31 protein-coding genes and 1 pseudogene are annotated in these 26,434 nt (G+C 67.8%); 19 read left to right on the top strand and 13 right to left on the bottom strand.

From position 1 onward, the window contains the following. Positions 1-16 precede the first annotated feature (16 nt). From P2T65_RS18200 to P2T65_RS18165, 8 genes are all read right to left on the bottom strand, one after another. Positions 17-937 carry a DMT family transporter gene (locus P2T65_RS18200; RefSeq protein WP_055457786.1) on the bottom strand — a complete coding sequence of 307 codons (921 nt, stop codon included), beginning with the start codon at positions 935-937 and terminating at the stop codon, positions 17-19. 122 nt (positions 938-1,059) lie between these two features. Next, positions 1,060-1,572 carry a MarR family winged helix-turn-helix transcriptional regulator gene (locus P2T65_RS18195; protein WP_071924171.1) on the bottom strand — a complete coding sequence of 171 codons (513 nt, stop codon included), beginning with the start codon at positions 1,570-1,572 and terminating at the stop codon, positions 1,060-1,062. 102 nt (positions 1,573-1,674) lie between these two features. Then, a complete protein-coding gene (locus P2T65_RS18190; protein ID WP_276200439.1) occupies positions 1,675-2,262 on the bottom strand; it encodes an NAD(P)H-dependent oxidoreductase in 588 nt (195 codons plus the stop codon). A 15-nt stretch (positions 2,263-2,277) separates the two neighbouring features. Further along, entirely contained in the window at positions 2,278-3,699 is a 1,422-nt protein-coding gene (locus P2T65_RS18185; RefSeq protein WP_276200438.1) for an FAD-binding oxidoreductase, read from the bottom strand. Next, positions 3,696-5,057 (bottom strand): cytosine deaminase, encoded by a 1,362-nt coding sequence (locus tag P2T65_RS18180; RefSeq protein WP_276200437.1) that lies wholly within the window; start codon positions 5,055-5,057, stop codon positions 3,696-3,698. The genes P2T65_RS18185 and P2T65_RS18180 overlap by 4 nt, the downstream gene beginning before the upstream one ends. A gap of 1 nt (position 5,058) precedes the next feature. Beyond that, positions 5,059-5,844 carry an ABC transporter permease gene (locus P2T65_RS18175; RefSeq protein WP_096335222.1) on the bottom strand — a complete coding sequence of 262 codons (786 nt, stop codon included), beginning with the start codon at positions 5,842-5,844 and terminating at the stop codon, positions 5,059-5,061. Between the two features lie 57 nt (positions 5,845-5,901). Next, positions 5,902-6,708, bottom strand: coding sequence for an ABC transporter ATP-binding protein (locus P2T65_RS18170; protein WP_276200436.1), 807 nt, complete (start codon positions 6,706-6,708; stop codon positions 5,902-5,904). A 167-nt stretch (positions 6,709-6,875) separates the two neighbouring features. Then, positions 6,876-7,880 (bottom strand): ABC transporter substrate-binding protein, encoded by a 1,005-nt coding sequence (locus tag P2T65_RS18165; RefSeq protein WP_055457779.1) that lies wholly within the window; start codon positions 7,878-7,880, stop codon positions 6,876-6,878. Between the two features lie 223 nt (positions 7,881-8,103). Here P2T65_RS18165 and P2T65_RS18160 point away from each other — a divergent pair, with 223 nt between their 5' ends. Continuing rightward, on the top strand, positions 8,104-8,493 hold the full coding sequence (locus tag P2T65_RS18160; RefSeq protein WP_276200435.1) for a RidA family protein: 390 nt from the start codon (positions 8,104-8,106) through the stop codon (positions 8,491-8,493). A 38-nt stretch (positions 8,494-8,531) separates the two neighbouring features. Beyond that, positions 8,532-9,335, top strand: coding sequence for a creatininase family protein (locus P2T65_RS18155; protein WP_055457777.1), 804 nt, complete (start codon positions 8,532-8,534; stop codon positions 9,333-9,335). Positions 9,336-9,341: 6 nt separating this feature from the next. Here P2T65_RS18155 and P2T65_RS18150 read toward each other — a convergent pair whose 3' ends face one another. After that, positions 9,342-10,913: a glucan biosynthesis protein G gene (locus P2T65_RS18150; RefSeq protein WP_342585594.1), complete on the bottom strand. Its 1,572-nt coding sequence runs from the start codon at positions 10,911-10,913 to the stop codon at positions 9,342-9,344. Positions 10,914-11,504: 591 nt separating this feature from the next. On the opposite strand from P2T65_RS18150, the gene P2T65_RS18145 reads away from it, so the two are divergent. The 4 genes from P2T65_RS18145 to P2T65_RS18130 all read left to right on the top strand — a co-directional run bounded on the left by P2T65_RS18145 (position 11,505) and on the right by P2T65_RS18130 (position 15,407). Then, positions 11,505-12,635 carry a type III PLP-dependent enzyme gene (locus P2T65_RS18145; protein ID WP_276200434.1) on the top strand — a complete coding sequence of 377 codons (1,131 nt, stop codon included), beginning with the start codon at positions 11,505-11,507 and terminating at the stop codon, positions 12,633-12,635. Positions 12,636-12,757: 122 nt separating this feature from the next. Further along, on the top strand, positions 12,758-13,324 hold the full coding sequence (locus P2T65_RS18140) for an N-acetyltransferase (RefSeq protein WP_276200433.1): 567 nt from the start codon (positions 12,758-12,760) through the stop codon (positions 13,322-13,324). Positions 13,325-13,434: 110 nt separating this feature from the next. Continuing rightward, on the top strand, positions 13,435-14,865 hold the full coding sequence (locus P2T65_RS18135; protein ID WP_276200432.1) for a saccharopine dehydrogenase C-terminal domain-containing protein: 1,431 nt from the start codon (positions 13,435-13,437) through the stop codon (positions 14,863-14,865). 203 nt (positions 14,866-15,068) lie between these two features. Beyond that, positions 15,069-15,407: a hypothetical protein gene (locus P2T65_RS18130; protein WP_019404235.1), complete on the top strand. Its 339-nt coding sequence runs from the start codon at positions 15,069-15,071 to the stop codon at positions 15,405-15,407. A 6-nt stretch (positions 15,408-15,413) separates the two neighbouring features. On the opposite strand, the gene P2T65_RS18125 is transcribed toward P2T65_RS18130, so the two are convergent. The 4 genes from P2T65_RS18125 to paaI form a co-directional block, all read right to left on the bottom strand. Further along, positions 15,414-15,719 (bottom strand): putative quinol monooxygenase, encoded by a 306-nt coding sequence (locus P2T65_RS18125; RefSeq protein ID WP_063186989.1) that lies wholly within the window; start codon positions 15,717-15,719, stop codon positions 15,414-15,416. A gap of 107 nt (positions 15,720-15,826) precedes the next feature. Then, positions 15,827-16,300 (bottom strand): GNAT family N-acetyltransferase, encoded by a 474-nt coding sequence (locus P2T65_RS18120; RefSeq protein ID WP_276200431.1) that lies wholly within the window; start codon positions 16,298-16,300, stop codon positions 15,827-15,829. Between the two features lie 435 nt (positions 16,301-16,735). Beyond that, the gene (locus P2T65_RS18115) at positions 16,736-17,347 is read right to left on the bottom strand and encodes a GNAT family N-acetyltransferase (protein WP_083585988.1); all 612 of its coding nucleotides are present in this window, start codon (positions 17,345-17,347) and stop codon (positions 16,736-16,738) included. Positions 17,348-17,403: 56 nt separating this feature from the next. Next, positions 17,404-17,763 carry a hydroxyphenylacetyl-CoA thioesterase PaaI gene (gene paaI, locus P2T65_RS18110; RefSeq protein WP_245280457.1) on the bottom strand — a complete coding sequence of 120 codons (360 nt, stop codon included), beginning with the start codon at positions 17,761-17,763 and terminating at the stop codon, positions 17,404-17,406. On the opposite strand from paaI, the gene P2T65_RS18105 reads away from it, so the two are divergent. The 13 genes and pseudogenes from P2T65_RS18105 to P2T65_RS18045 form a co-directional block, all read left to right on the top strand. Further along, positions 17,662-18,801 (top strand): bifunctional helix-turn-helix transcriptional regulator/GNAT family N-acetyltransferase, encoded by a 1,140-nt coding sequence (locus P2T65_RS18105; RefSeq protein ID WP_346348320.1) that lies wholly within the window; start codon positions 17,662-17,664, stop codon positions 18,799-18,801. The two genes, paaI and P2T65_RS18105, sit on opposite strands and share 102 nt — an antisense overlap. Then, the gene (locus tag P2T65_RS18100; protein WP_055457767.1) at positions 18,798-19,703 is read left to right on the top strand and encodes a DMT family transporter; all 906 of its coding nucleotides are present in this window, start codon (positions 18,798-18,800) and stop codon (positions 19,701-19,703) included. The genes P2T65_RS18105 and P2T65_RS18100 overlap by 4 nt, the downstream gene beginning before the upstream one ends. Beyond that, positions 19,696-20,139, top strand: coding sequence for a thioesterase family protein (locus P2T65_RS18095; protein WP_071924161.1), 444 nt, complete (start codon positions 19,696-19,698; stop codon positions 20,137-20,139). The genes P2T65_RS18100 and P2T65_RS18095 overlap by 8 nt, the downstream gene beginning before the upstream one ends. Beyond that, positions 20,136-21,086 (top strand): threonine/serine dehydratase, encoded by a 951-nt coding sequence (locus tag P2T65_RS18090; protein ID WP_071924160.1) that lies wholly within the window; start codon positions 20,136-20,138, stop codon positions 21,084-21,086. The genes P2T65_RS18095 and P2T65_RS18090 overlap by 4 nt, the downstream gene beginning before the upstream one ends. Positions 21,087-21,381: 295 nt before the next feature. Continuing rightward, positions 21,382-21,669 carry a hypothetical protein gene (locus P2T65_RS18085; RefSeq protein WP_072249422.1) on the top strand — a complete coding sequence of 96 codons (288 nt, stop codon included), beginning with the start codon at positions 21,382-21,384 and terminating at the stop codon, positions 21,667-21,669. Next, complete coding sequence (locus tag P2T65_RS18080; protein WP_245280445.1) at positions 21,666-22,022, top strand: MmcQ/YjbR family DNA-binding protein; 357 nt, start codon at positions 21,666-21,668, stop codon at positions 22,020-22,022. The genes P2T65_RS18085 and P2T65_RS18080 overlap by 4 nt, the downstream gene beginning before the upstream one ends. Before the next feature lie 217 nt (positions 22,023-22,239). Beyond that, entirely contained in the window at positions 22,240-22,587 is a 348-nt protein-coding gene (locus tag P2T65_RS18075; RefSeq protein WP_055457763.1) for a metalloregulator ArsR/SmtB family transcription factor, read from the top strand. After that, a complete protein-coding gene (locus P2T65_RS18070) occupies positions 22,577-23,074 on the top strand; it encodes an SRPBCC family protein (protein WP_055457762.1) in 498 nt (165 codons plus the stop codon). The genes P2T65_RS18075 and P2T65_RS18070 overlap by 11 nt, the downstream gene beginning before the upstream one ends. Positions 23,075-23,581: 507 nt before the next feature. After that, a complete protein-coding gene (locus tag P2T65_RS18065; RefSeq protein WP_055457760.1) occupies positions 23,582-24,031 on the top strand; it encodes an SRPBCC family protein in 450 nt (149 codons plus the stop codon). Beyond that, positions 24,018-24,359 carry a metalloregulator ArsR/SmtB family transcription factor gene (locus tag P2T65_RS18060; RefSeq protein ID WP_276200430.1) on the top strand — a complete coding sequence of 114 codons (342 nt, stop codon included), beginning with the start codon at positions 24,018-24,020 and terminating at the stop codon, positions 24,357-24,359. The genes P2T65_RS18065 and P2T65_RS18060 overlap by 14 nt, the downstream gene beginning before the upstream one ends. Before the next feature lie 42 nt (positions 24,360-24,401). Then, positions 24,402-25,280 carry a helix-turn-helix domain-containing protein gene (locus tag P2T65_RS18055; RefSeq protein ID WP_276200429.1) on the top strand — a complete coding sequence of 293 codons (879 nt, stop codon included), beginning with the start codon at positions 24,402-24,404 and terminating at the stop codon, positions 25,278-25,280. Positions 25,281-25,311: 31 nt separating this feature from the next. Further along, positions 25,312-26,214: an SDR family oxidoreductase gene (locus tag P2T65_RS18050; protein WP_276200428.1), complete on the top strand. Its 903-nt coding sequence runs from the start codon at positions 25,312-25,314 to the stop codon at positions 26,212-26,214. 127 nt (positions 26,215-26,341) lie between these two features. Next, positions 26,342-26,434, top strand: a pseudogene (locus P2T65_RS18045) (IS5/IS1182 family transposase); the annotation flags it as partial.

Here is a 26,434-nt window from a genome sequence, read left to right as displayed (position 1 = left end):
CGGCAAGATGTCCGTCTCAGCCTGCAGCCTGGCTCAGCGGGGCCTTCTGCACGCGCTCCCGGTACAGCAGATAGAGCCCGGATGCGACGACGATGCCGGCGCCCGCGAGCGTCCATCCGTCCGGCACATCGCCGAAGACGATGAGGCCGAGCGCGATCATCCACACGATCTGCGTGTAGATGAAAGGGGCGAGAATCGGGGCGGGGGCACGCCGGTGCGCCAGAATCAGCATCCAGTGCCCGAGCGCGCCGAAAGCGCCGACGGCGAACATCATGAGCCAGACCATGAGCGAGGCCGGAGCTGACCAGACGAAGGGAATGATCGGCGTCGTCAGCGCCACCCCGGCGAAGCCGGAATAGACCATCGTCGTCTCGGACGAATCATGGGCGGCGAGGACGCGCGTGGCGATGCTGTAAAGAGCATAGCAGACGGCGCCGGCGACGGAGAGCAGCGCGGCCGGATGCAGCCCGCCGATGCCGGGCCGGGTGACCACGAGGACGCCGATGAATCCGACGCCGATGGCGGCGAGGCGTCGCGGCCCCGCCCATTCGCCGAGGAGCGGGCCGGCGATCAGCGCGACGATGAGCGGCGTCGAAAAGAGGATCGACATCGTCTCGACGAGCTGCAGGTAGCGCAGCGCGAAGAAGTTGAGAATCGTTGACAGGAAGAGCAGCAGCGAGCGCCCGAGCTGCAGCGCGAGGCGGTTGGTCCTGAGAACGCCGGGATGCGTGGCGGGATTGATGAGCGCCGCCACAAAGATGATGCTGCCGATATAGCGCACCCACACCGTCTGGATAGGGTCCATGTAACGGTTGAGCCACTTGGCGCTGGTGTCGAGGCAGGCGAAGCACAGAAGGGCCCCGCACATCAGGGCGATCGCGACGAGCCGGTCCCTGCGCGCCCTTTCATCCGCCGCTTCGAGCGAGGCCTGCGTCATCCTGCCGATTTCAACCGTTTTGACCGAGCCATGCCCGACGCTAGACGAGGCGCGGGCGAAGAGCGAGTCGTCCCCCCGCAAAGCTCCCCTGCGCCTTGTGCGGTGCTGCGGCGATGCGGTGCTCAGCCAACGGAGGCGATCGCGGGCGCCTCCTCGATGTCGTCGGTGTCAGGATCCTCGTCGAGACTCTCGCCCTCGTCGGAGCTGCTGCCCGCGAGATTCCTGGCAGCCTTGCGCAGGAGCTTGCGCAGGCGCTTGCGGTCCTTGTTGTCGAAGCCCCGCAGCAGATCGTCCTCCACCTCGTTCCAGAGATTATCGATCGAGGCGGCGCGGCGGGCGCCCTCGTCGGTCAGCCTCACGACGACGATGCGGGCGTCACCCGGCTCTGTGGCGCGCTGGACAAGCCCCTGAGCCGCGAGCCGAGCGATGGTCTTGGAGGCGGTGGGCGGCTTGACGCGCAGGAGGCTGGCGAGCTCGCCCATGGTTAGCGTCTTGCCGCCGACGAGGGCCTGCAGCACCTGTTCCTGGCCCGGGAACAGGCCGAGGCCGTTGAGCCGCTCGCCGACGCGCGTGCGGTGGAGACGGGCGGCGTGGACCAATGCCCACCCGACACTCTTGGCGACCGGGTGCTTCATTGCGGGCCTCGAACAGTTTTGCTCACGGAAAGGCTTGCCTTGCCGTCGAAATAATGACCGGCAGGCCATGACACTTCAATGACGGGCTGAACGCGCCGTCGATCAGACACGACTGAGGACGCGCGAAACCCTGGTCAGAAAGCGCCGGCGCTCGTTCGCCGTCACCGTGTCCATGCCGTGAAGGCCGAGCCAGAGGCGCTTGCACCGGAGGCCGCACAGGGCACCGATGCCTGTCAGCAGCATGCGCCGGCCGGGCATGCCCATGAACCACCACCACCAGCGCGGGCTGCCGAGAGTGGAGACGACGGCGATAAGACGGATGTGGCCCAAGGTGCCGAGGGTCGTCTTGCCGCGCTCGGGCATGCGGAAGGTGGCATGCGGCACGAAGACGCGATCGAGCCAGCCCTTGAGTATCGCCGGCGGCCCGTACCACCAGGTGGGGTGGACGAAGACGAGCCCTTCCGCCCAGCGCAGCAGGGCGAGATGGCCGGCGACCGGCTCCTCATTGGTGCCGGGCGTGTGATAGCCGCGGCGCTCGTCCGCGCTCATTACCGGGTCGAAGCCCTCGGCATAGAGATCGAGCAGGTGCACGTCGTGCCCTCGGCCCGACAGGGCAGAGAGGGCGGTGTCGCGCACCGCCGCGGTGAAGCTGTCCGCGCAAGGGTGGCAGTAGACGAGGAGGATGCGCATCGCTGCCGCCCGGCGTCAGGCGGCACGGTCGGCAAGGCCAGGAAAGAGGTAGGTCTTGCCCGACGTGTAATCGTAGTCCGGGTTCTCCCAGGCGATCATCTTGCCGGGGTTAAGGAGGCCCCGTGGGTCGGCCTCGCGCTTGAAGGCGAGTTGCACGGCATCGGTCTGCTTCATGCCACCCTCTTCGAGCGTGTAGCGATGCGGATTGAACACAGGCACGCCCATGTCCTCGTGGATGCGGATGATCTCGTCGAGGCGCTCCTCGCTGGTAAAGCGCACGAGCGGCAGGCCAAAGCAGGTGATCTTGCCGTCGAAGCGGACGAATTCGAGATGGGCCATCACCTCGTCGCCGAAGCGCTCGCGGGTCTTCTCGACGAGGTCGAGCTGGTTCGGGAAGGGATAGAGCGTCTGCAGATAGGTGATGCTCGGGTCGATACGCAGGGCGCGCAGCGTCGTGTGGTTCCAGGCGAGCTCGAAGGCGGGCGGCAGGCCGCGCAGCTCTTCGGGACTCATCACGTCCTGGCGGAAGAGCACCTGCGCCCCCGCGAAGCGGCGGGTGAAGGCGAGGGTGGCGTCGAGCGCGTGCTCCGCCACCATGGCGACAGCGATGTGCTTCTCCCGCGGCAGGAATTTCTGGTGGCGCAGGAAGACGTCATGCGGCACCGGCGCAGCGATGACGGCGAGCTCCTTCAGGAGGAGCCCGTCCTGCTCGCCGAGGGCGTTGGCATAGGCCGCGGCCGCAGCCAGCGTGTCGAAGCCGACAATGACGTCGACCCAGGTATAGGCCGGCGCCAGCGGCACGGAGACTTCCGTGATGATGCCGTTGGTGCCGTAGGCATGGGCCACCTTGTGCAGGTCGTCGCCCGTGAGCGTCAGGACGCGCGGGCTCGCCTCCATGGTCGCGACCTTGAGCGAGAGGACATTGCCGGCATCGCGCAAGCCGCCCCAGCGGATGGAGCCGACGCCGCCCGAGCCGCCGGCGATGAAGCCGCCGAGCGAGGCGGTGGCATAGGTGGACGGGAAGAGGCGCAGCTCCTGCCCGGAATGGGGCCGGGTCTGCCGGTCGATCTTGGCGAGCATGGCGCCGGGCTCGGCCACGAGGCGCCCGGGGCCGATCTCCTTGACCTTGTCCATGCCCGACATGTCGAGGACGACACCGCCAGAGAGTGGCATGGCCTGGCCGTAATTGCCGGTACCGGTGCCGCGCGGTGTGACCGGGATGCCGAGCTCGTAGGCGGCGGCGAGCACGCGCAGCACCTCGCTCTCGCTCGCGGGCGAGACGAGGATGTCGCCGGTCACGTTCTCGAGTTGGCGCTTGAGGGTCGGCGAATACCAGAAGAAGTCGCGGCTCTTCTGGCGCACGAGGGCCGGGTTGTCCTCTGTCTTGATACCGTCGATGCGGCTCTTCAGCCCCTCGATGTCGTAGCGGTGGGTCATCGGTCCTGTCCCTCTCGTTGCGCTGCGACCAGCCGGTCGAGTTCGTGATAGTCCGGCAGGGCCTCGTCGAGGGCCCGGCCGGCCACGACGACGACGCGGTCCGCCTGTGGCCGTGCCAGAAGTTCCGTCCAGCTGCGCGCCCGTGTTAGCACGAGGTCGGCCGGGCCACCCTCGGCGAGCCGGCCCGCGTCGGCAAGGCGCATCACGTCGCCCGGCGTCGTCGTCACCGTCGCGATCCAGTCGTCGCCGTTGTGATCGAGATGGGCGACGCGCGTCGCTTCGCGGAAGACCTCGACCATGTCGAGGTCGCCGTAAGCGTAGAAGGGGTCGCGCGTGTTGTCGCTCGCCACCATCACCGGCACTCCGGCGGCCTTCAGCTCGTGCAGGGGCGCGACGCCGCGCCAGCGTGGCGTGCGTCCCGGGCGGCGATCCTGCAGGTACATGTTGCACATCGGCAGCGAGACCACGGCAATGCCCGCTTCGCCCAGCTTGTCGATAACGCGCGCGGCATCGGTTTCATTCTGCAGGGCCAGCGAGCAGCAGTGGCCGGCGAGGATGCGGCCCTTGAAGCGGTGGCGCATGGCGGCGTCGGCGATGCGCTCGAGGCTGCGCGCCTCGGGGGCGTCGCTCTCGTCAACATGGAAGTCGAGGTCGAGGCCGTTGGCTGCGGCGGCCATGAAGATGCGATCGAGGGCAAGATCGAGCGCCGCATCTGGCGCGGCGCCGAGGAAGGTGACGCCGCCGAGGACGCCGCCATGACGGGCGACGGTGGCGACGATGTCGCGGAATTGCGGCTCGTCGCCGGTGACGATGTCGCAGGTGAAGAGCGCGGTCGCCTGTAGGGCGATGCGCCCCTTCCACGCCTCGCGCATCTCGGCGAAGACCGGCCAGGAGATGGCGGTCTGCGGCTCGAGCGAGTCGAGATGCGTGCGCACGGCGCCCGTGCCGTGGGCGAGGGCGCAGCGCAGGGCGAAGTCCATGCGGGCGGCGACGTCTTCGGCGCTCCAGAAGGCAATGCGATCCCGCCCGGCGCTGTCGAGCGCGCCCATGAAGCTGCCGTCGGGGTTCGGCGTGCGCGGCCAGATGTGGCCCTTGTCGAGATGAGTATGCACGTCGACGAGGCGTGGCAGGACGATGCCGCCGTCGAGGCCGACCCGCGTCGGCGCGGACGCTGTTTCCTCGCCGCCACCGACGGGAGCGATGCGCGCGATGCGGCCGTCGGCCACGTGAATGTCGCAGCGCACGAGCCCTTCGACGGCGCCGCGTATGGCCGCCGCGGGCAGCACCGCCGCCGGCACCGTGGCGTCGGCGAGGACGAAGGCCGGCGTGTCGGGAAGCGAAAGGAAGCCGCGGCTCACCTCAGGCCTCCCGCTTGCGGGCGCTCTCGTGCCAGCGGTGCAGCAGGAGATGGCTGAGGGCCGTGAAGAGGAGGAAGATGAGGATGCCCGCCACAGAGATCAGGAAGAGCGCCGCGAACATGCGCGGGATGTTGAGCCGGTAGCCCGATTCGATGATGCGGAAGGCAAGGCCCGAGCCCTGGCCCGCCGTACCGGCGGCGATCTCGGCGACGATGGCGCCGATCAGCGCCAGCCCGCCGCCGATGCGCAGCCCACCGAGGAAATAGGGCAGGGCGGCCGGCAGGCGCAGGTAGATGAGCTGCTTGAAGCGCGAGGCGCCGTAGAGGTCGAAGAGGTCGCGCAGGTTGTGATCCGCGGAGGCAAGCCCGAGCGCGGTGTTCGACAGGATGGGGAAGAAGGCGACGAGGAAAGCGCAGACGAGCACGGCCGTGCCCGGTTCGAGATAGATGAGCAGCAGCGGCGCGATGGCGACGATCGGCGTCACCTGCAGGATCACCGCAAAGGGGAAGAAGGACAGTTCGATCCAGCGCGACTGGGCGAAGAGGATGGCGAGCAGGACGCCCCCGACGACGGCGGCGAACAGCGCGAGAAAGGTGATGCGCAGCGTCACGAGCAGCGAGCCGAACAGCACCGGCCAGTCCTTGACGAGCGTCGCCGCGATCTGCGACGGCGCCGGCAGGATGTAGGGAGGGATCTCGTTGAGCTGAACCGCCGCCTCCCAACCGGCGACGGCGAGGAGGAGAATCGCGACCGGCAGGAGGATGGCGGCGAGGCGCGTCGCATCCATGCGCGAGGGGCCGGAGGTTGCGGGCGTATCGTCTGTCGAGGCGCTCATCGTGGGCTGCTAGAGATGGTCGTCGGGCGCCATGGCGCCGTGCAGGGCGGCCGAGGCCTCGCGGCACAATTCGGCATAGCGCGCCGTGGCGCGGAAGCTCTCGCCACGCGGCATCGGCGCGTCGACCTCGATCGTCGAGACGACGCGGCCGGGGCGCGCCGCCATCACCACGATGCGGCTCGACATGTAGACGCTCTCGTAAACCGAATGGGTGACGAAGACGACCGTACAGCCGAGCTCGGCCTTGAGGCGCAGGAGATCGTCGTTGAGCCTGAAGCGGGTGATCTCGTCGAGCGCGGCGAAGGGCTCGTCCATCAGGAGGATGGAGGGCTTCGTCGCGAGTGCGCGGGCGATGGAGACGCGCATCTTCATGCCGCCGGACAATTCGCGCGGATACGCGCCGGCGAAGGCGGCGAGGCCGACGAGCGCGAGGCTGTCACGGATCACGGGATCGGCCTTCGCCCGCGATACGCCCTTGAGGCGCAGGGGCAGCCAGACATTGTCCGCCACCGTCGCCCAGGGCATCAGCGTCGGCTCCTGGAAGACGAAGCCGATGTCGCCGCGGTGCTCGCCGGGATCGTGGCGGACGATGGAGACCTCGCCGCACGTCGCCCGGCCGAGGCCCGCCATCAGCCGCAGCGCCGTCGATTTGCCGCAGCCCGATGGCCCGAGCAGCGACAGGAACTCGCCCGGAAAGACGTCGAGGTTGAGGTTCTCGAGCGCCATCGTGCCGTTGGAGAACGTCTTGCCGACCCCGATGAGGGAGACGACCGGTTCCCGGTCCGCGACGGTCGGCGACAGCGAAGCGAGCATCATTAGGTCTCGAGTGTTGTTGAATCTCGTGCCGCCGGGCGACACGCCGCGCATTCGTCTTGGCGTCGATTGCGTCAGTGCTTGCACTCCCCGCCCCGGCGCGTCAACCGCCGGGGGCGAGCCGCTGCCGGTTTCCGACCGCTTCCTCTTCCCGTCAGTTCAGGTCCCGATCAATTCTTGGGTTTGAGGTCGAGGCCGACACCCTTGTTCACGAACTGGAGGGTGTAGCTCTTCTTGTAGTCGAGGTCCGCCGGCACGACGCCGGCCTTCACCATCTTGTCGAAGAAGTCCTTCATGCGCTCGTCGGTCATCGCGCCAATGCCCTTATCGCTCGCGTCGCCCGAATCGACGATGCCGTATTCCTTCATCTTGGCGACAGAATAGGCGATCTGCTCGTCAGTCATCTCCGGGTTGTCGCGCTTGATGGCTTCGTTGGCCTTGGCGTTGTCGCCGTAGAGGTAATTGTACCAGCCGATGGCCGAGGCATCGACGAAGCGCTGCACGAGGTCGGGGTTCTTCTCGACGAGATCGCGGCGCGTCTCGACGGTCGTCGCATAGGTCGAGAAACCGTAGTCGGCGAGCAGGAAGACGTTGGGCTTGAAGCCGGCCTCGCGCTCGACGGCCAGTGGCTCGGAGGTGAGGTAGCCCTGCTGGCCCGCTTTCTTGTCCGCGATGAAGGGGGCGGCATTGTAGTTGTAGGGGCGGACCTGGCTCTCGCTGAAGCCGTACTGGCTCACCATCCACTGGTAGAAGGAGGCAAGGCCCTCCTTGGAGATCAGCAGCGTGGCGCCCTTGAGATCCTCCCACTTGTCCATGCCAGGGTGCGAGATGATGACCTGCGGGTCCTTCTGGAAATGGGCGGCGACGACGAGGGTCGGGATGTTCTCCTGGACGGCCGAGAAGGCCTGGATCATGTTGCCGCCCATGTAAAAGTCGAGCTTGCCGACCGGGAGCAGCATGCGGTTGTTGGACTGCGGCCCGCCGGGGACGATCTCGACGTCGAGGCCGTATTTCGCGTAGGTGCCGTCGACGACGGCCTGGTAATAGCCGCCATGCTCGGCCTGGGCGACCCAGTTGGTGCCGAAGCGTACCTTGTCGAGCGCCTCGGCACCGCTCGTTGCAGCGAGGATGGCAAGAGCAGTCACACCTGCTGCCAGTGCCTTTGAACCGTTCATGCGCTGCCTCCCTCTTGCGCAGCCTTCCAGCTAAGACGCCTGTTGTGCGATGCCAGCGCGCCGGTTGGCAAGGTTCAACGGCGATCCCGGCACGGCGCTGGCAAGACCCGTGCCGGACAGGAACGGTCCCGCCCGGTGCATGGCGCCCTTCCCATTCGGGCGTTGCCGTGATGCGGCGTCTCGGCAATGGTGTGCCATCTATCCGAGCAACGGACCGACCAGAATGAATAAGGCTCACAGCCCGACGAGTGTCCGCCCGCCCTTCGCCCGCTACAGCCATGCCGTCGAGGTGCAGGCCGGCAGCCGCATGCTGTTCGCTTCCGGCCAACTCGGCATCAGCGTCAACGACGAGGTGCCGGAGGACGCCGGCGCCCAGGCCGAACTGTGCTTTCGCGCGATCTGCGCGATCCTGGCGGAGGCGGACATGGATTTCGGCGATATCGTGCGTATCAACGCTTATGTCACCGACAGGGCCTTCATGAAGGCCTATATGGAGGTGCGCGACCGATTCGTGCGCGAGCCGCCGCCGGCCTCCACGCTGATGATCGTCTCCGGCTTCACGCGCGAGGAGTTCAAGGTGGAGGTGGAGATCATCGCCGCCGCCAAGGGCTGACGCCGGGCTGACATTCCGCAAGCCGAGGATCTGCCGCCATGTTTCCCTCTCGCTACTGGCTCGATCTGACGAGCGACGACTTCCGCCGTCTGCCCATGGACGAGGCGATCGCCGTGCTGCCGGTCGCTGCTGTCGAGCAGCACGGCCCGCACCTGCCGGTCGGCGTCGATACCCATATCATGCAGGGCTATCTCGACGCCGTGGCGCGGCGCCTGCCTGACGATCTATTCGTGCTGTTCCTGCCGGTGCAGTCGGTTGGCAAGTCGAACGAGCATCTCGCCTATCCGGGTACACTCACCTTGTCGGCCGAGACGGCCATGCGGGCCTGGACCGAGATCGGCGAGAGCGTCGCCCGCGCCGGTTGTCGCAAGCTCGTCATCGTCAACTCGCATGGCGGCAACGTCGCTATCATCGACATCGTGGCCCGTGAGTTGCGCGTCGCCTGCGACATGCTGGTGGTCTCGGCTTCCTGGCATCGCTTCGGCTATCCCGACCTCTTCGCCGCGCGCGAATTGAGGCACGGCATCCATGCGGGCGAGGTGGAGACCTCGCTGATGCTCGCCTTCCGGCCCGACACAGTGCGCATGGACAAGGCCGAGAACTTCGAGCCGCGCTCGCTCGCCATGGAGCAACGCTATCGCCACATCGGCATCGGCACGGCAACGTCCTTCGGCTGGATGAGCCAGGACCTGCATGAGGCTGGCGCCATGGGCGATGCCGCGCGCGCCAGCCGCGAGAAAGGCGAGGCCTGCGCCATTCACGGCGCCGAGGCCTTCATCGCCATGCTGCGCGAGGTGGCGGATTGTCCGCCGCCGCAGCCGTGGCAAAAAGAGGGTTACTGAGCCCCTTCACTGGCTCGACCAGGGATAGATCCAGGTTTCGGTCAGCGCCTTGTCGCCGGCGCGCAGGAAAGCGCGCACATCGCCTGTCTGGCCCTCCGGCACCTCGATATCGATGGAGGCGCGGAAGCCGCCGATGGCCGGATTCGGCAGCACGAAGGCGCGCGTGACCTGGCCGGCCGAGATGCTGGCATCGACCTGCACCAGTTGCGGGTCGCCGAGATAATAGGGCAGGTCGTCGCCGTTGAAATCGACGAGATAGCGTCGCGCCCCCGCCGGCACCGGCTCGTCCGAACCGTGCGCCTTCGGCACGGTGACGAAGGTGTTGAGCACCTTGCCGCCGGGATGCATCTCCGTCTCCCGGTCGAGGGCGGTGATGCGGTAGCCGAAGGTCAGTTCCTGCCCGCGATCCGGCGTCTGGCGCGGGATCCATGCGGCGACGATGTTGTCGTTCGTCTCGTCGCCGGTGGGCAGTTCGACGAGTTCCACATGCCCCTCGCCCCAGTCGCCGCGCGGCTCGATCCAGTAGCTCGGGCGTGTCTGATAGTGCAGGTCGAGGTCCTGATAGTGTGAGAAATGCCGGTCCCGCTGCATCAGACCGAAGCCGCGCGGGTTCCTCTCGACGAAGGCGGCGATGGCGGGACGCGCGGGATTGCGCAGGGGACGCCAGATCCATTCGCCCGAGCCGGAATGGATGAGCAGGCCGTCCGAATCGTGCAGCTCCGGCCGGTAGCCCGTGTCGAGGTGGCGGTCGTTCTCGCCAGAGAAGAACATCGAGGTCAGCGGCGCTATGCCGAGCTTCGGGATGCTGGTGCGCGGGAACAGCGTCGCCGTCACGTCGAGGACGCTCTGCGCCGCGGGGTAGAGGTGGAACTGGAAGGCTCCAGCGATGGAGGGGCTGTCGAGCAGGGCGTAGATCGTGGCGCGCTCGGCATTGGCTTCCGGGTTCTCGATCCAGAACTCTCGGAAGACGGGAAATTCCTCGGGTTCCCCGCCGGCGTTGACGGCGAGCCCGCGCGCCGAAAGCCCGTAGTGCTGGTTGCGGCCGAGGAAGCGGAAATAGCTCGCGCCGAGGAAGGAGATGACCTCGTCGAGCACCTTCGGGTTGTTGAGTGGATAGTGCAGACGAAAGCCCGCGAAGCCCGTATTCACCGGCAGCGGCTTGTCGAGCTTGGTGCGGCCGTAGTCGAACATCTGGGCGGAGAAGGGCACCGGCGTTGGCACGCCTTCGCGGATGACGTTGATCGTCACCGGCTGGCGGAAGAGGAAGCCGGGGTGGAAGAGCTGCATGCGGAAGGGCCCGCCACTCTGGGCGAGCAGGGCCTTGTCCGGACGGAAGCGGATGTCGCGGTAGGCATCGAAGTCGAGCTTGGCCAATACGTCGGCCACGGCGCTCGCCGGCCGCTCATAGGGTAGAGAACCGAGATCACGGGCCCGGCGAACGACCTCCTCGAAGCTGAAGGGCGGGCGGGCCTGCGGGCCACGGGCGGCGGGATCGACCTGCTGGGCGATGCCGGTCCGCGGCATCAGGGAAGCGGCGGCGGCCGTTGCGACGAGCTTGAGAAGGGTGCGGCGGTCCATCGTCATCTGCTGCGCTTTTCTGGTCCTCGTCCCATGGGAACAACGAGGCCGGAACGGTGCCATTCCGACCTTTAAGATCCCATCAATCCGCCCATGCGGCAGCATCAAGGCGGGGCTGCGCTGGGGGCACGAAATTTTTCGACATTTTTGCACGCTTCGGGTCTTGAGAGCGGCAGGCAACGATACTATTAAACGCATGCCCAATTTCGCACGTGCCTGTGGTCGCGTGCCGGTCGGTGGGCATCCGGACAAGAGGCCGGACAGCCGCCCGAAGCGCAAGCGCTTCGAACACTTGACTGGCAGCCGGAGGCGAAACCGGCGCACTCCGCTCTCCGCGGGGGACGCGGCTTAAAGCAACGACGGAACGGGCTTTTTTGGTCTCTACCGACCCTCCAAAGGTCGGCTCGGGCTACCGAAGAGGCTTGTCCATCATTGCCAGGCGTGCGGAAGGCATTCCTTCCAAAGCGTAGGCAGCACGTTCGGGTGTGAAACCCCTCGTCGTCGTCACGTCTCCACAGCGTGGCGACGCAGGCTATCGCATCCGTGTCATGCCGGGCGGTTTCGCCCCTGTTGAGCTTTGGGAGCAGGTCGATGACCGAGCGCATCCGCGAATTTCTGCGCAACCGACGAGAGGATGGTCCCTGCCTCGTGGTGGACCTCGACGTCGTGCGCGACAACTACCTCGATTTTGCGCGCGCGCTGCCGGACACGCGCGTGTTCTATGCCGTCAAGGCCAACCCCTCGCCGGAGGTGCTGAAGCTGCTCGCCGGCCTCGGCTCGTGCTTCGATACGGCGTCCGTCGCCGAGATCGAGATGGCCATGGCCGCCGGCGCGACACCGGACTGCATCTCCTTCGGCAACACCATCAAGAAGGAGCGTGACATCGCGCGCGCCTTCGCGCTCGGTGTGCGCCTCTATGCCGTCGACTGCGCGGACGAGGTGGAGAAGGTCGCCCGCGCCGCGCCCGGCGCCAAGGTCTTCTGCCGCATCCTCTGCGACGGCGCGGGTGCGGAGTGGCCGCTGTCGCGCAAGTTCGGCTGCGAGCCGTCGCTCGCCGTCGACGTGCTGGAGCACGCCCACCGCCTCGGCCTCGAGGCCTATGGCGTGTCCTTCCACGTCGGGTCGCAGCAGGGCAACACCGAGGCCTGGGATCAGGCTCTCGGCTCCGCAGCCGGCATCTTCCGCGAGTGCGCGGAGCGCGGCATCAACCTGTCGATGGTCAACCTTGGCGGCGGCTTCCCGACGCGCTACCTCAGGGACGTGCCGGCGGTCGAGGCCTATGGCTCGTCAATCTTCCAGGCGCTGTGCCGCCACTTCGGCAACGCGATTCCGGAGACGATCATCGAGCCGGGCCGCGGCATGGTCGGCAACGCCGGCATCATCGAGGCCGAGGTCGTGCTCATCTCGAAGAAGAGCGCGAGCGACGAGGTGCGCTGGGTCTATCTCGACATCGGCAAGTTCGGCGGCCTCGCCGAGACGATGGACGAGGCGATCCGCTACCCTATCCGCACGCCGCGCGATGGCGATGCGGTGGAGCCTTGCGTGCTCGCCGGGCCGACGTGCGATTCCGCCGACGTGCTCTACGAGAAGGTGCCCTATCCGTTGCCGGTCAGCCTGTCGATCGGCGACAAGGTGCTGATCGAGGGCACGGGCGCCTATACGACGACCTATTCGGCGGTCGCGTTCAACGGCTTCCCGCCGCTGAAGGCCTATCACATCTGAGCCGCGGCCCGTCTGGGTCCCGGCTCCGCCATCGTCGGGAGCCGGGCGGCCGGCTCCCCTTCCTCACGAAGCAACGCAGGTTGCACAGAACGTCCCGCCCGCGGGACGGGGAAGGCATTGCCATGATCATCGGGAAAGAAGAGCCGCGTGACATCGCGGCACGCGAGGCGCTGCTCGACGAGGCCTTCGGAGCGGCGCGCTTCACGAAGACGTCGGAGCGCCTGCGCGAAGGGCGCCTGCCGGCCGAGGGGCTCGCCTTTGCCGCGCGCGAGGGCGGGCGGCTCGTCGGCACCTTGCGCCTGTGGCGCGTCACGGCCGGTCCCTCACGGCCGGCGCTCATGCTCGGCCCGCTCGCGGTGGCGGCTGATAGGCGCTCGGCCGGCGTTGGCGGCGCGCTGATGCGCCAGGCCATCGCCGATGCCGCCGATCTCGGCCACGGGGCCATCCTGCTCGTGGGCGATGCGCCCTATTACGCGCGCTTCGGCTTCTCGGCGGCGCACACCGGCGGCCTGTGGCTGCCCGGACCCTTCACGCGCGAGCGCTTCCTCGGGCTCGAACTCGCCCCCGGCGCGCTCGGCGGGGCGCGCGGCCTCGTCTCGCCGACCGGGCTGCCGGCGGCACTGCCCGATCTTGGCCAGCTCGTCGCCGCGGCGCACGAAGGCGGCCGGGAATACGCCCGGGCGGCCTGATTCCTGCTTTTCCGATTGACTGCGCCGCACGGACACGGATTCGTGCGGTCGCAGCCGTTTTGTCCGTCCCGCCTGCGGGACATCACCCGCCAGCCCAGGAGAGTGAAGAGATGACCGACTGGCCCGTGCATGCCCGCTTCGACGGCCCCATCGTCATGATCGGCTTCGGTTCCATCGGCAAGGGCACCCTGCCGTTGATCGAGCGCCACATCGCCCACGACCGCTCGAAATTCGTGGTCATCGATCCCGATGCCAAGAACCGCGGCGTGCTCGACGAGCGCGGCATCCGCTTCATCAACGAGGCGATCACGCGCGAGAACTTCGACCATCTCCTCAAGCCGCTGCTGACGGCCGGACCGGGGCCGGGCTTTCTCGTCAACCTGTCGGTCGAGGTGTCGTCCACCGAGATGATGCGCCTCGCGCGCGAGTGCGACGCCTTCTACATCGATACCGTGGCCGAACCCTGGGCCGGCTTCTACACGGACCCGCGCCTCACGGTCTCGCAGCGCTCGAACTACGCCCTGCGCGAGGGGGTGCTCAACATGAAGGGCGCGCTTGGCCCGGGCCGCACGGCCGTCAACTGTTGCGGCGCCAACCCTGGCATGGTGTCCTGGCTCGTCAAGCAGGCGCTCCTCAACCTCGCCGCCGACCTCGGCCTCGACGAGCCCGAGCCGGCGAGCCGGGAGGAATGGGCGCAGCTGATGATGAAGGCCGGCGTCAAGGGCATCCATGTCGCCGAGCGCGACACCCAGCGCGCGAAGTGGCCCAAGCCGCGCGGCACGTTTGTCAACACGTGGTCGGTCGACGGCTTCATCGCCGAAGGCCTGCAGCCTGCCGAGCTTGGCTGGGGCACGCACGAGAAGACGCTGCCGCCAGAGGGCCGCAGCCACGACTTCGGTTGCGGCGCCGGTATCTATCTCATGCGCCCCGGCGCGGGCACGCGCGTGCGCTCCTGGACGCCGACGGCCGAGGCCCAGCACGGCTGGCTCATCACCCACAACGAGGCGATCTCCATCGCCGACTATTTCACGGCGCGCGAGGGCGGGAAGGTGGTCTACCGTCCGACCTGCCACTACGCCTACCACCCTTGCGACGACGCGGTGCTGTCGCTGCACGAGATGGCCGGTGGCCAATGGAGGATCCAGGACATATGGCACATCCTCGACGAGGAGGAGATCGTCGATGGCATCGATGAACTCGGCGTGCTGCTCTACGGCCATGCGCGCAATGCCTACTGGTACGGTTCGCAGCTTTCCATCGAGGAGACGCGGCGCCTCGCGCCTTATCAGAATGCGACCGGTCTGCAGGTGACCTCCGCGGTGCTCGCCGGCATGGTCTGGGCGCTCGAAAACCCGGACCGCGGCGTGGTCGAAGCCGACGAGATGGATTTCCGTCGGTGCCTTGAGGTGCAACTGCCCTATCTCGGCCCCGTCGTCGGCCGCTATACCGACTGGACGCCGCTCAAGGACCGCGGCGTCCTCTTCCCTGAGGACGTCGACCACGACGATCCCTGGCAGTTCAAGAACGTCATCGTGCGCTGAGGCGGGGCCGACAGGCCCTCGTTTCCGCTTCGACAGCAGCAAGCGCCGTCGCGGTTGACGCGGCGGCGCGGGCATGGACAGACTGTTGGCAACAGTGCGGTCCGAGCGGCCCGCAGGGTGCCGGTCCGGCTACCCCGACGTCGTCCGGCGTCTGTCGCCAGCGTTGCCCTTATCCGCGTAGCCTTGCCCGAGTTGTCGCGCCCATGCCCTTCTTCGACGACATCTACGCAGCCAAGCTGCGCGGCAATCTCGGCCTCGCCGATGCCGAATCAGTGATCGACCTGCGCGGCGTGGCCCGCCAGCGGGCGCTCGCGTCCATCAAGGAGATGCTGGAGCGCAGCCGCTTCGCCGCGGGCAAATCCGTCGCCGTGCTCATCGATCCGGCCTCGCCGACGAGCGGAGAGACCCTATTCCAGCCCGTCGGCCGCCTTCTGCTCGAGGCGCGGCGCAAGGGCTGGGTCGAGCGGCTCACGCCGCTTCCGGCTCGCGACGGCGCCGGTTTCTACGTCGCGCTTTCGGGCCGGCCGGACAACGGCGATTGAACGCCGTCAGCCGGCGTCCTCCGGCAGGCCCGCGCCGGCAATGGGCAGGGTCTCGTGGCGGTTGCGGAAACCCGCGATCAGCGGCCGCGCCTCGGCGATGGCGTCTTTGACCGCCGGCAGGTCGAGCGAAGCGGCGTGGCTCTCCCTGTCCTTCCACACCTCCGTCACCCACAGGGCGTCGGCATCCTCCATGTCATAGGCGACGACATAGCTGATGCAGCCCGGCATGTCGGCCGTGCCCTCGACGAGGATGGCCGCCAGCCTGTCACGCGCGCCGGGCGTGGCGATGATCTGGCCGAGCAGTCCGTACATGGCGTCGTCTTCCCCTGAGGATGCCGGTGTGACGACAGGTTAGGGCGGGCGAAGGGGACTGGCAATCGGAAGGGCGGCGCCTGTGCATGCGCCACCCCCGACCGGTCTCAGAACCGATATTCCATGACGATCTCGCCCCCGATGACAGCGCCGGTGTACCGGAAGCCGAAGCTCTCGTAGATCCGGCGCGCCCGCTCGTTCTCGGGATGCACGCCCAGGACGACGCAGGGGCAACCGGGCAGCCGCGAGAACTGCTCGAGGATGTGCCCCAGGGCAGCCCGCCCATATCCCTTGCCCTGGAACCGAGCATCGATCATCAGGCGATAGATCCAGTAGTTCCCGTCGTCCTCATCGCGTGCATACATGGCGAACCCGACGGGCTCACCTGCCGCGGTTATGATGAGCGGCACGCAGGCACCATTGTCTTCTGCTTCCTCAAGCGATTCCGCGTTGCTCGCGATATACGCCGCCTGGTGCGGATGGGGCCGCAACGACAAGATCGAGCGATAGTCCTCACGCTTCGGTGGTCTCACTGTAACGGCGGCGCGCACTTCGGCAGCCCGCTGCTCGATGTCTTTCATGAACAATTCCGGAGTTGTTCGCGATCACCACCCTTTGCCCGGAGTGGGATCGGCCGTGGCAATGCACAATGTTCTTCTCAAGCCCGCGGGGGCCGAGCAGAACCGGTGACTGGTGAACTGGCTCAGAAGGGATCGGGCGCGACCGGGCCTAACGCCTGTCGCCCTGTTCGATGCCAGCGAGCGCGCTTGAGACAGAAGTCTTGGACATGAGCGCGCTCCCCGGTTCGCATTGCACATCGCAGGGAGCTAGCCGATTGGACGACGGCTTGCAAGCTCACGCAATTTAAGATCATTGGGGAAAATCATAAATAATGGCGGGGGATGGGTCTGATATCGGACCGTTTCCACACCAAGTGCGTCGACACGAAGTCCGAGCAGGGACTACTGCTGACCGGCACAGAATGCATCACTCATTGAGAATTTCGGCCGGGCCCGTCACTGCTGCGAATGTATTTCTCGATACCGCCGTGTGTCGAGTTCGTAGAACATGTCGCCCTTCTCGCTTCCCGGCAAGGGGGCGGGCCAGTCCAGGTGACGGGTCTCGACGTGAACGAAGCCGAGCTTGTCAAGGACGCGCCGCGAGCCGGTGTTGACTGTCATCGTTGTCGCCCTGACCCGTGTCAGGCCCATTGTCGCGATCCCGTGCTGCAGGACGGCAGTTGCCCCTTCGGTGGCGAGGCCCCGACCCCAGTCAGCCGAACGCAGCCGATAGCCGAGTTCGGCCGTGCCGGAGCGATCCTCCGCAGCGATCAGGGCAAACCATCCGACGAAACTGCAGTCCGAACGCAACCGCGCAGTCCAGATGCCCGGTTCGCCGCCGCGCGGTCGCAGAAAGGGTGCGGAGTCATCTTCAGGCAGTCCCGGCGGTCCGAGGAAACGCATGACCTCGGCATCGAATTCAAGGGAAGCAAGCTCTGGGCCATCGTCCGGCGAGGCGGGCGTCAGAGTCATGCGGGCCGTCGTGAGGATCGTTGCCGGCGCCAGGGCGCCCGGCGACCTGAAGGTTTCGGCCGGAAGCCGCAGACGGGTGCCGTCGATCAAGGCCATGGAGAAGCCCTTCGTAATAGGCATGATGTGCCGGCCAATCCGTGCGGCGCCTGGCGTCAAATCCCGCGATCCGGGAGCCTGCGCGCGACGCCGCGGAATTCAGCAACGACGGTGCCGTCGGACGCGGTGACCGTACCGTCGTAGACGCCCGAGCGTCCGGCCCCGGACCGACGCGACACTTCGGCGGTCAGCCGCTCGCCCTGCCGGGCAGGCCGCAGATATGTGACGGTGCAATGCTGCGCCACCGCCGTATCGCTTCCGCCATTGCAGGCGACGCCGAACGCGGCATCGGCGAGGGCAAAGATCACACCGCCATGACACGTCCCATGACCTTGAACCATCCCCTCGCCAACGACCAGCGAAATCCGCGCCCTGTCGCCGTCGGCGCTTTCCAGAACGGCGCCGAAACTGCGCATCAGCGCGTCACCCTCGAACATCTGCCGGGCCCTTTTCCCTTCACTTACACCCATTGCAAGTTGCCTCGTCCGTCTTTATGTTGCCAAAAGCAACTTAAATGGAACATTGGCAACATGCAAGATGCCGCCATCGCCGCCATCCGGCAGTTCAACCGCTTCCACACGAAGCTTGTCGGTGCGCTGAACGAACATCTGCTGGCCTCCGACTATTCGCTGCCGCAGGTCCGGGTGCTCTACGAGATCGCCAACGCCCCCCCGGCCGCGCCGCTTTCGGCCAACGATCTGGCCGAAGCCCTCCGGCTCGATCCCGGCTATCTCAGCCGCCTGATCGGCGGGCTCGAGGCGAAGGGGCTGATCCTGCGCGAGCCGGCGCCCGGCAACGCGCGCCGGCAGGAACTGCGGCTCACCGAGACGGGCCGTGCGGAGTTCGCCCGGCTCGACAGCGCCTCTGCCGCCGAGGTCGAGGCGCTGATCGCGCCCCTGTCCGAGCGTGACCGGCGCGAGCTTGTCGGGGCCATGGCGCGCATCCGGCAGCTTCTCGGCGACCGGACCGAGGACCGTTTCGTGGTCTTGCGGGATCCCGAGCCGGGCGATCTGGGCTGGATCGTGCACCGCCAGGCGCGCCTTTATGCAGAGGAATACGGTTGGGACTGGACCTACGAGGGCCTCGTGGCCGAAATCGTCGGGCAGTTCGTGAAGCATTTCGACCCGGCCGGCGAACGCGCGTGGGTGGCCGAGCGCGACGGCGGCATCGTGGGCTCGATCTTCGTCGTCCGCGAGGACGATGCAACAGCGCGCTTGCGCCTTCTCTATGTTGAGCCCTCGGCGCGCGGCCTGGGTCTGGGGCGGCGGCTGGTTGAAGAGGCGCTGCGCTTCGCCGGCGCCCGCGGTTACCGGCGAATGATTCTCTGGACCAACGATGTTCTTGTCTCGGCGCGGCGCATCTACGAGGCGGCGGGTTTCCGGCTGATCGACGAGAAACCCCACCACAGCTTCGGGCAGGACCTCGTCGGCCAGACCTGGGAGCGCGCGCTGTGACCGGGTACGCTCACCTCGCGGCGGCGGCGACCGGCGTGCAGGTCGGCGCGGCGATGGCGATGAGCGCGGCGGCCGTGGCCGAAACCGGCGCGTCCACGCTCGCCTTTCTGCGCTATGGTGTAGGGCTCGCGATCCTCGTGCCGGCTTTGCGCGGAGCATGGCGCATCCTGCCCGGCACTCGCGATCTTCTGGTCATCTGCGCGACAGGTGCAGCCCAGTTCGGCCTTCTGGTCGTGCTGCTGAACATGGCTGTGGCCACGGCACCCGCGTCGCAGGTGGCGCTCGTCTTCGCGACCATGCCCCTGATGGCGCTGGCGCTGTCGGCCTTGGCGGAGGGACGCGCCGTCACGCGTTGTCAGGCGGTGGCGGTCTGCGGGGCGGTTGCTGCGACGGGCCTCGTCCTGGGGCGGCAGGCGCTGGCCGCGAGCCCTTCCGTCTCGGCCCTGCCGGGGCTGGGTCTGGCTGCGCTGGCCACACTGGTCGGGGCGGCTTGCGCGCTGGTCCATCAGCCGCAGATCGTGCGCCATGGAGTCGCCCGCGTGAGTGGCCTGTCGATGGCGGCGGCGCTGCCGTTCCTCGCCCTCGCAACCCTTCTCGAGGGTTGGCCCGTCCTGCCGCGCAACTGGTCGGAAGAGACAGTCGCGCTCGTGCTGGGCCTCGGCGCTTCGAGCGGCCTCGGCATCCTCCTGTGGCTCACGGCTCTGGAGCGGCTGCCAGCCGGAGTTGCCAGCGCTTTCCTCGGCCTCGGCCCGGTGACTGCGCTGGTCATCGGCTGGGCGGCATTGGGCACGCCGACACATCCGGTCGAGGTGGCCGCCGCGGCGCTGGTTCTCGGCAGTCTGATCCTGCTGGCGCGCTGCACTTCGATCGAACCTGCTGAAAGGAAATCGCCGCTTGCGTGACACCCTGATTCCCGGCCTTCGTCACGAGTCGAGGACGATCGTGACCCCTGCCATGCTGGTGCCGGCCCTGGCCGGCCAACTGCCACCCTTTGCGGACATGCCCGCCGTTCTGGCCACGGCGATGATGGTTGGCTTCGTCGAGGCGACCTGCATAGACCTGATGCGCCCGCATCTCGACGAGGGCGAACATTCGGTCGGCATCCATATCGACATGAGCCATGCGGCTCCGACCTCTGCAGGGTCGGATCTGCGCGCCGAGGTCGAAGTTGAGACCGTCGCGGGTCGGATCCTGAGTTTCCGCGTCCGGGCCTTCGATTCGGCTGGTCCAATCGGCGAGGGGACGCATCGCCGAGCGGTCATTCGCATGTCGCGCTTCTCCGAGAAGATCGTCGAACGTGCGGGGACAGCCACTGTAGGCACGGGGCGCCCGACATGACCGTGGCTGCAAGCATCGACAGGGACGCGATCCGGCAGACCGAAGCCCTGATCCGCCCGCACATCCGGCGCACACCCGTGCTGCGCTGCGACCTCGCGGACTTCGGTGGGGCGCCTTGCGCTGTCGCCCTGAAGCTCGAATGCCACCAGCATTCCGGATCTTTCAAGGCACGCGGCGCCCTTGCGGCGTTGATCGGCCATCCCGTGCCGCAGGCTGGCGTGGTCGCTGCCTCGGGGGGCAATCACGGCGCCGCGGTGGCATGGGCCGCCGGTCGCCTCGGACATCCGGCCACGATCTTCGTGCCCGAAGTCGTGTCGCCGGCCAAGGCCCGGCGCATCGAGAGCTACGGCGCTCGCCTTGTCGTCGGCGGTGCCCGTTACGCCGATGCTCTTGCCGCCAGCGAGGCCTTCGCAGCAGAAACAGGAGCGCGTCCGATCCACGCTTTCGATCAGGCCGAGACCCTGCTGGGTCAAGGAACGCTGGGCCTTGAGATTGCACAGGACGCCCCCGAAGCCGAGACCCTGCTGGTTGCCGTCGGCGGCGGCGGCCTGATCGGCGGGATCGCAGCCTGGTTTGCCGGCGAAAGGCGGGTCGTCGCCGTCGAGCCCGAGACAGCGCCGACGCTTCATGCCGCGCTGGCCGCAGGACAGCCGGTCGATGCCCCTGCGGGCGGGATCGCTGCGGATTCCCTTGCGCCACGGCAGGTGGGACGGATAATGTTCCCGATCGCCCGGGCCCTTGTCGCCGAAAGCCTGCTTGTTACCGATGACGAGATTCGGCGGGCGCAAGCCGCACTGTGGGAAACGGCGCGGGTCGTGGCCGAACCGGGCGGAGCCGCGGCCTTTGCCGCGATCCTGAGCGGGCGCTACCGGCCTCGGGCCGGCGAGACGGTCTGCGTGCTGATCTGCGGCGCGAACACCGATGCCGTGCGGATCGACTTGGACTGAGCCGCCGACGAGAGGCGAGGCAAGGTCGGCAACCGGCCGGCCTGTCACTACCCGATGTCGTTTGTGTCCGCGTCATGGCCGCCCCGTGGAGACGGGCCGCTCTATGTCGTTTGACGGAAGCCGCATGATCTATTCGGGTTTTGGATGGTTCAGGATGCCTGAGGTGACTCCATGGTCCCGAAGAATACCGTCTGTCTCGGATTCAACCGCGAGGTCGAGCGCGCCTTCGCCGCGATAATGACCATGCGCAAGATCGACCAAGCCGCCATCAATGCCGCCGGTCGGGGCTGAGGCCATGCAGGGCAAGACCCGCTATGCCAACGGCCAGCCCGTCTTCCGGCAGGAGGATGAACTGCTGACCTACTATTTCAAGACCGGGCTGAAGAAGGCCCAGGGACGCTCTGTCGCTGGTGTCATGCAGGGCGAATGGCTGTTCTGGCGCGAGACGGGCGAGCTGTGGCAGATCGGCCATTTCCGCGACGGCGTGAAGCACGGGGACTGGCTGCGCCTTGCCCGCGACGGGTCGGTGGAGAAGCGCGAGACCTTCGCCGAAGGCAAGGCCGTCCGGAGGGCGGCGCCGTGACTGCTCCTGCTCCTACATCGGCCGCCGACGTGCGGCGCCTCGCCCTGTCGCTCCCCGGCACGACCGAAGCGCCGCATTTCGACCGCGCGGCATTTCGGGCCCGGCGCATCTTTGCCACGCTGCCACGGGATGGGACCGCCGCGAACCTGCGCCTGTCGCCCGAGGATCAGGCGCATTGGTGCGCCCTGCTTCCTGCGGCGCTGCGCCCGGTGCCGAACGGCTGGGGGGCGCGGGGCTGGACGGAGGTGCTACTGGATCGGATCGACCTTGTCGATCTGGAAACGATCCTGCAGCGGGCTTGGCTCGATGCTGGCGGGCGGATGGACGAACGGCCGCTCAGGGGGGCGACATAGCGCAGACGCTCATCCGCAAGGCGCGGTCCGACGCGGACGATACGCTGCACGCGCTCGCCATTCGATCCGCGACCGTCCGGGGCTATATGCCGTCTTCGGACGCTATTCCAGGGCGAATGCTGCCGCTGATGCCGCGCGAACCTCCGCGACGAAGGGTAAACTTCGTCGGTCGGCAAATTGTCCTTGACGACGGCGTGCCGTGCGATTACTTCGCCGTATGGAAAACAATTCGGACCGACTCGATCACGTCTTCGCCGCCCTGTCCGACCCGACCCGCCGCGCCATTGTCGCGCGGCTGGCGCAGGGCGAGGCGTCGGTGGGCGATCTGGCAGAGCCTTTCGCCATCGGTCTGCCGACGATGCTCAAGCACATCCGGGCGCTGGAGCGCGGCGGGCTGATCGTCTCGACCAAGACAGGCCGCGTCCGGCGCTGCGCTCTGGTCCCCGACGCCCTGCGCCAGACCGAGGCCTGGCTGCGCACCCATATCGCCGCTTGGGAAGGCCGGCTCGACCGGCTGGAGGCGCATCTCACCCGCATGAAGAAGGATCAAGGCAATGACCGCTGACTCCGCCTGGGCCGACTGGCCGCTCGATCGTGAGATCGTCCTTGCCCGGGTTCTCGATGCCCCGCCCGAGGCAGTGTTTGACGCCTGGACCGATCCCAACCAGATCACCGCCTGGTTCGGGCCTGAAGGCATGGCGATCGAGACGCGCGCGATCGACCTCACCGAAGGGGGCGTCTGGCGCTTCGACATGGTGGGGGCAGACGGCACCCGCTACGACAATCGCATGACCTTTCTCATCATCGACCGGCCGCACCGGATAGAGGTTGAACACGGCGCCGACCGCGACGACGACCCCGGCCGCTTCCGCATGCTGGTCACGTTCGACGCGCAGTCGGACGGCAAGACGGTGCTGACCTTGCGCCAGATGCATCCGAGCCGCGCGCAGCGGCAGGCGACTGTCGGCTTCGGTGCGGTCGAATACGGCGCGCAGACGCTTGACAAGCTCGCGCGCCACCTCGCCGCGCGTGGTGCGCGGGCAGGTGTGTGATGACGAGACGCTCCATGCCTATCCGTTCTCGTTTCACAGCCAGAAGGTGCTGGTCGCGCTGTGGGAGAATAACGTCCACATTGATGACCGACATCTCGAGGAACCCGGCGCAATGAACGCCATGCAGACCGCCGTGGACGGGGCGATCCGGCCCGGATAGGACGGGCTGGCTGAGGCGCGCCAAAAAGCCATCGAACGGCTCGATGCCGCCCATGGCTGGATCCGGCGGCGTATTACCGGCCGGGCCAGGGCGGCAGGGCTGGCGCTGTTCGATGCCGCTGGGCGCAACCCATCGGGCTCGAGCATCCGGGGTTGCCTATCGCGCCTGGCTGTTGGCGCGCCCGTCCTTTGCAGGCGCGGTCGACGAGGCGCCGCGCTGTTGCGGTGATTTTCCGCTGGTCGCGTCGGATCGGGACCGACGCGACCGGAGAATATGCAACCTTTTCGTTGTATTTTGCGGTGCCCGTGGCATCATGCAACTATTGTGTTGCATATTCAGAAGTGACCATGCCCGATACGATCGAGAAGACCATCCACCTCAAAGCTCCGCCCGACCGCGTCTGGCGTGCGCTGAGCGACAGTACCGAGTTCGGCCGCTGGTTCCGCGCAGAAGTGACCGGCGAGATCCGCGAGGGCGCGGTGCTCTCCTGCCGCAGCCTCTATCCCGGCACTGAGCACATGCGCTGGGACATGCGCATCGTGACGCTGGAACCCGGCCGGCGGCTGGTCTGGGACTGGCCCGCCTTCGACCCCGCAGCCTTTCCTGGTGATCCGGACAGCGACGCGCGGCTGACGGTCTCGATCACGCTCACGCCCGAGGGCGCGGGCACGCGGCTGACGCTGGTGGAATCGGGCTTTGCCGATCTGCCCGAGGGGCCGGCGCTCGCCGTCTGGCAGCGCAACGAGGGTGGGTGGACGATGCAGATGCAGAACATCGTCGATCATGTCGCGACCTGAGATGCGCGCGCCCGATCCGGTGCCGATCTTTGCCGCGCTCGGCGATCCCACCCGAGCGGGCATCCTGCGGCGGCTGGCGCGCGAGGGGCGGCTGAGCCTGACGCAGCTTGCCCGCGGCGCGCCGATCACCCGGCAGGCGGTCAGCCGTCATGTCGCCGTGCTCGAGGCGGCGGGCCTCGTCGCGGCGCGCCGCCATGGACGCGAACTGCAGCTGACTCTGCGCCCCGCGCCGCTGGCCGAGGCGGCAAACTGGCTGGCCGAGGTTGGCGCCGCCTGGGACGGTGCGCTCGACCGGTTGGCGCGGCAGGTCGAGGAGGACGAGGGGTGAAAAGAAACACATTCCTCACTCTGCGCGACAGGGGCGCCCGGCATGGCTGATCGACCCGGCTGCCAAACGGAGCCCCAGGCCCGCCGACTCTTCGTCGGCCTTCCAGGCGATACCGGGCCGGGGCCCGAGACCGTTGCACCGCAGGCCGAGACGGACACGCTGTCCGTGCCGCCGGACCTGCGCCCCGCGATCCGTCAGGCGCTGGTGTGGCGCGAGGCCGTGGCGCCCCACCGGCGGATTGTCGAGCATGTCCTGCCGGACGGGGCCGTGCGGCTCTGGTTCGACCTGTCGGGGGCGGCGGCAGAGCCGTTGGTTCTGGGCCCGCGGTTGGAGGCCCAGACTGTCATCGTGCAGGGGTGCGTGGCGGGGTTGTCGCTCGCGCTGACGCCTGCCGCGGCGCGGGCAATTGTGGGCGCCCCGCTCCGGGACCTGCGCGCGCAGGCCGTGGGCTTTACCGACCTCTGGGGACTGGAGGCGAGGGATCTCGGCGACCGGCTCACGGGTGCCGCAGACCTGGGGCAGCTTGCCGCGGCCCTGTGGCAAGGGCTGCGGCAGCGCCTTCAGTGCGCCGGCGGCCTGTCCGACGAGGGCAGGCGGACCGCGCGGGTGGCGGCGGCGCTGGCGCGCGGCGAGGGCCCCGACAAGATTGGACTCGGCGAGCGGCGAATTCAGCAGCTTTTCGTCGAACATCTGGGGCTTTCGCCGCGGGAGCATCGGCGGCTTTGGCGCTGGCACAGCTTGCTGCGCCGCCTGCGCATGGTGGACCGGCCGGACTGGGCTGCGCTCGCCGTTGCGCAGGGCTGGTACGACCAGGCGCACATGCTGCGCGACTTCCGCGCCTTCGCGGGCATGACGCCGACGGCCTATCGGGCGCTGGCCGTTTCGGGTCCGTCCAAGACGGCCGGCCGGGAGTCGGGCTAGGCAACGCGCCAGCCGAGACAGGAGACTGCCCATGTCAGCACCCGAGCGTCCCCTGAAGGATTGCATCGCGCTCGTGACCGGTGCCAGCCGCGGCGCGGGGCGCGGCATCGCCATCGAACTCGGGGCCGCCGGCGCGGTCGTCGTGGTGACGGGGCGCAGTACGCGCGGCCGGCCGGCGGACAGCTACGGCGGGATTCTGGGGCTCTCGGGCCTTTCGTCTGCACCGGGCAGCATCGAGGATACGGCCGAGGCCGTCACCGCCGCGGGCGGCTTCGGGATGGCGATGCGCTGCGATCAGGGGGATCCGGCGGCGGTGAACGATCTGGTCGAACGGATCGAGCAGGAGACCGGCGCCATCGATCTTCTGGTCAACAATGCCTGGGGCGGACACGAGAGCTTCGACGGGCGTTTCGACGTGCCGTTCTGGGAACAGCCGCTGTCGCACTGGCCGGCGATGATGGACGGCGGCGCGCGGCTGCACTGGTTGGCGGCCCGCGCCGTCGCGCCGCGGATGGGGAGACGCGGCCGCGGGGTGATCGTCGCCACCACCTTCTGGGACGAGGGCCGGGTGCTGCGCGGCAACCTCTGCTACGATCTCGCCAAGGCCGCGATCTGTCGCCTCGCCGGTGCCATGGCAGAGGAACTGCGCCCCCACGGTGTGGCCTCGCTGGCGCTCTCGCCCGGCTGGATGCGGACGGAATGGGTGCTGGCGGCCCATGGCACCGACGAGGCGCACTGGCAGGACGTCCCGGCGCTGGCGCGGACGGAGTCACCCCGCTACCTCGGCCGCGCCGTCGCCGCGCTGGCCGCCGACCCGCGGGTCATGCGGCACAGCGGCAAGGTGCTGCGGGTGGCCGATCTCGCCGCGCACTACGGTTTCACTGACATCGACGGTCGCCGCGTGCCCGCCTTCGTGCCGGAGCCTTCGCCATGACTGCTTTCGCCCCGCCTCGCCGCGGGCTGTGTCAACTGAATAGAATCCTAGGCCGTAAACCCATAAACGGCTCTGGGTTCCCTGACGGTGGCGATTGTGATTCAAGCTCCTTTTCGGGAGCTTTGCGATGGGCCGCTACGATCTGACGGATTTCGAATGGGAGGCGATCCGGCCTCACCTTCCCAACAAGTCGCGGGGCGTGCCTCGCGTGGATGACCGG

The organism is Chelatococcus sp. XZ-Ab1 (assembly GCF_029309855.1).
GTDB lineage: Bacteria > Pseudomonadota > Alphaproteobacteria > Rhizobiales > Beijerinckiaceae > Chelatococcus_A > Chelatococcus_A sambhunathii.
The sequence above is the reverse complement of the archived record's forward strand: the minus strand, read 5'-3'. Positions and strand labels throughout refer to the sequence as shown.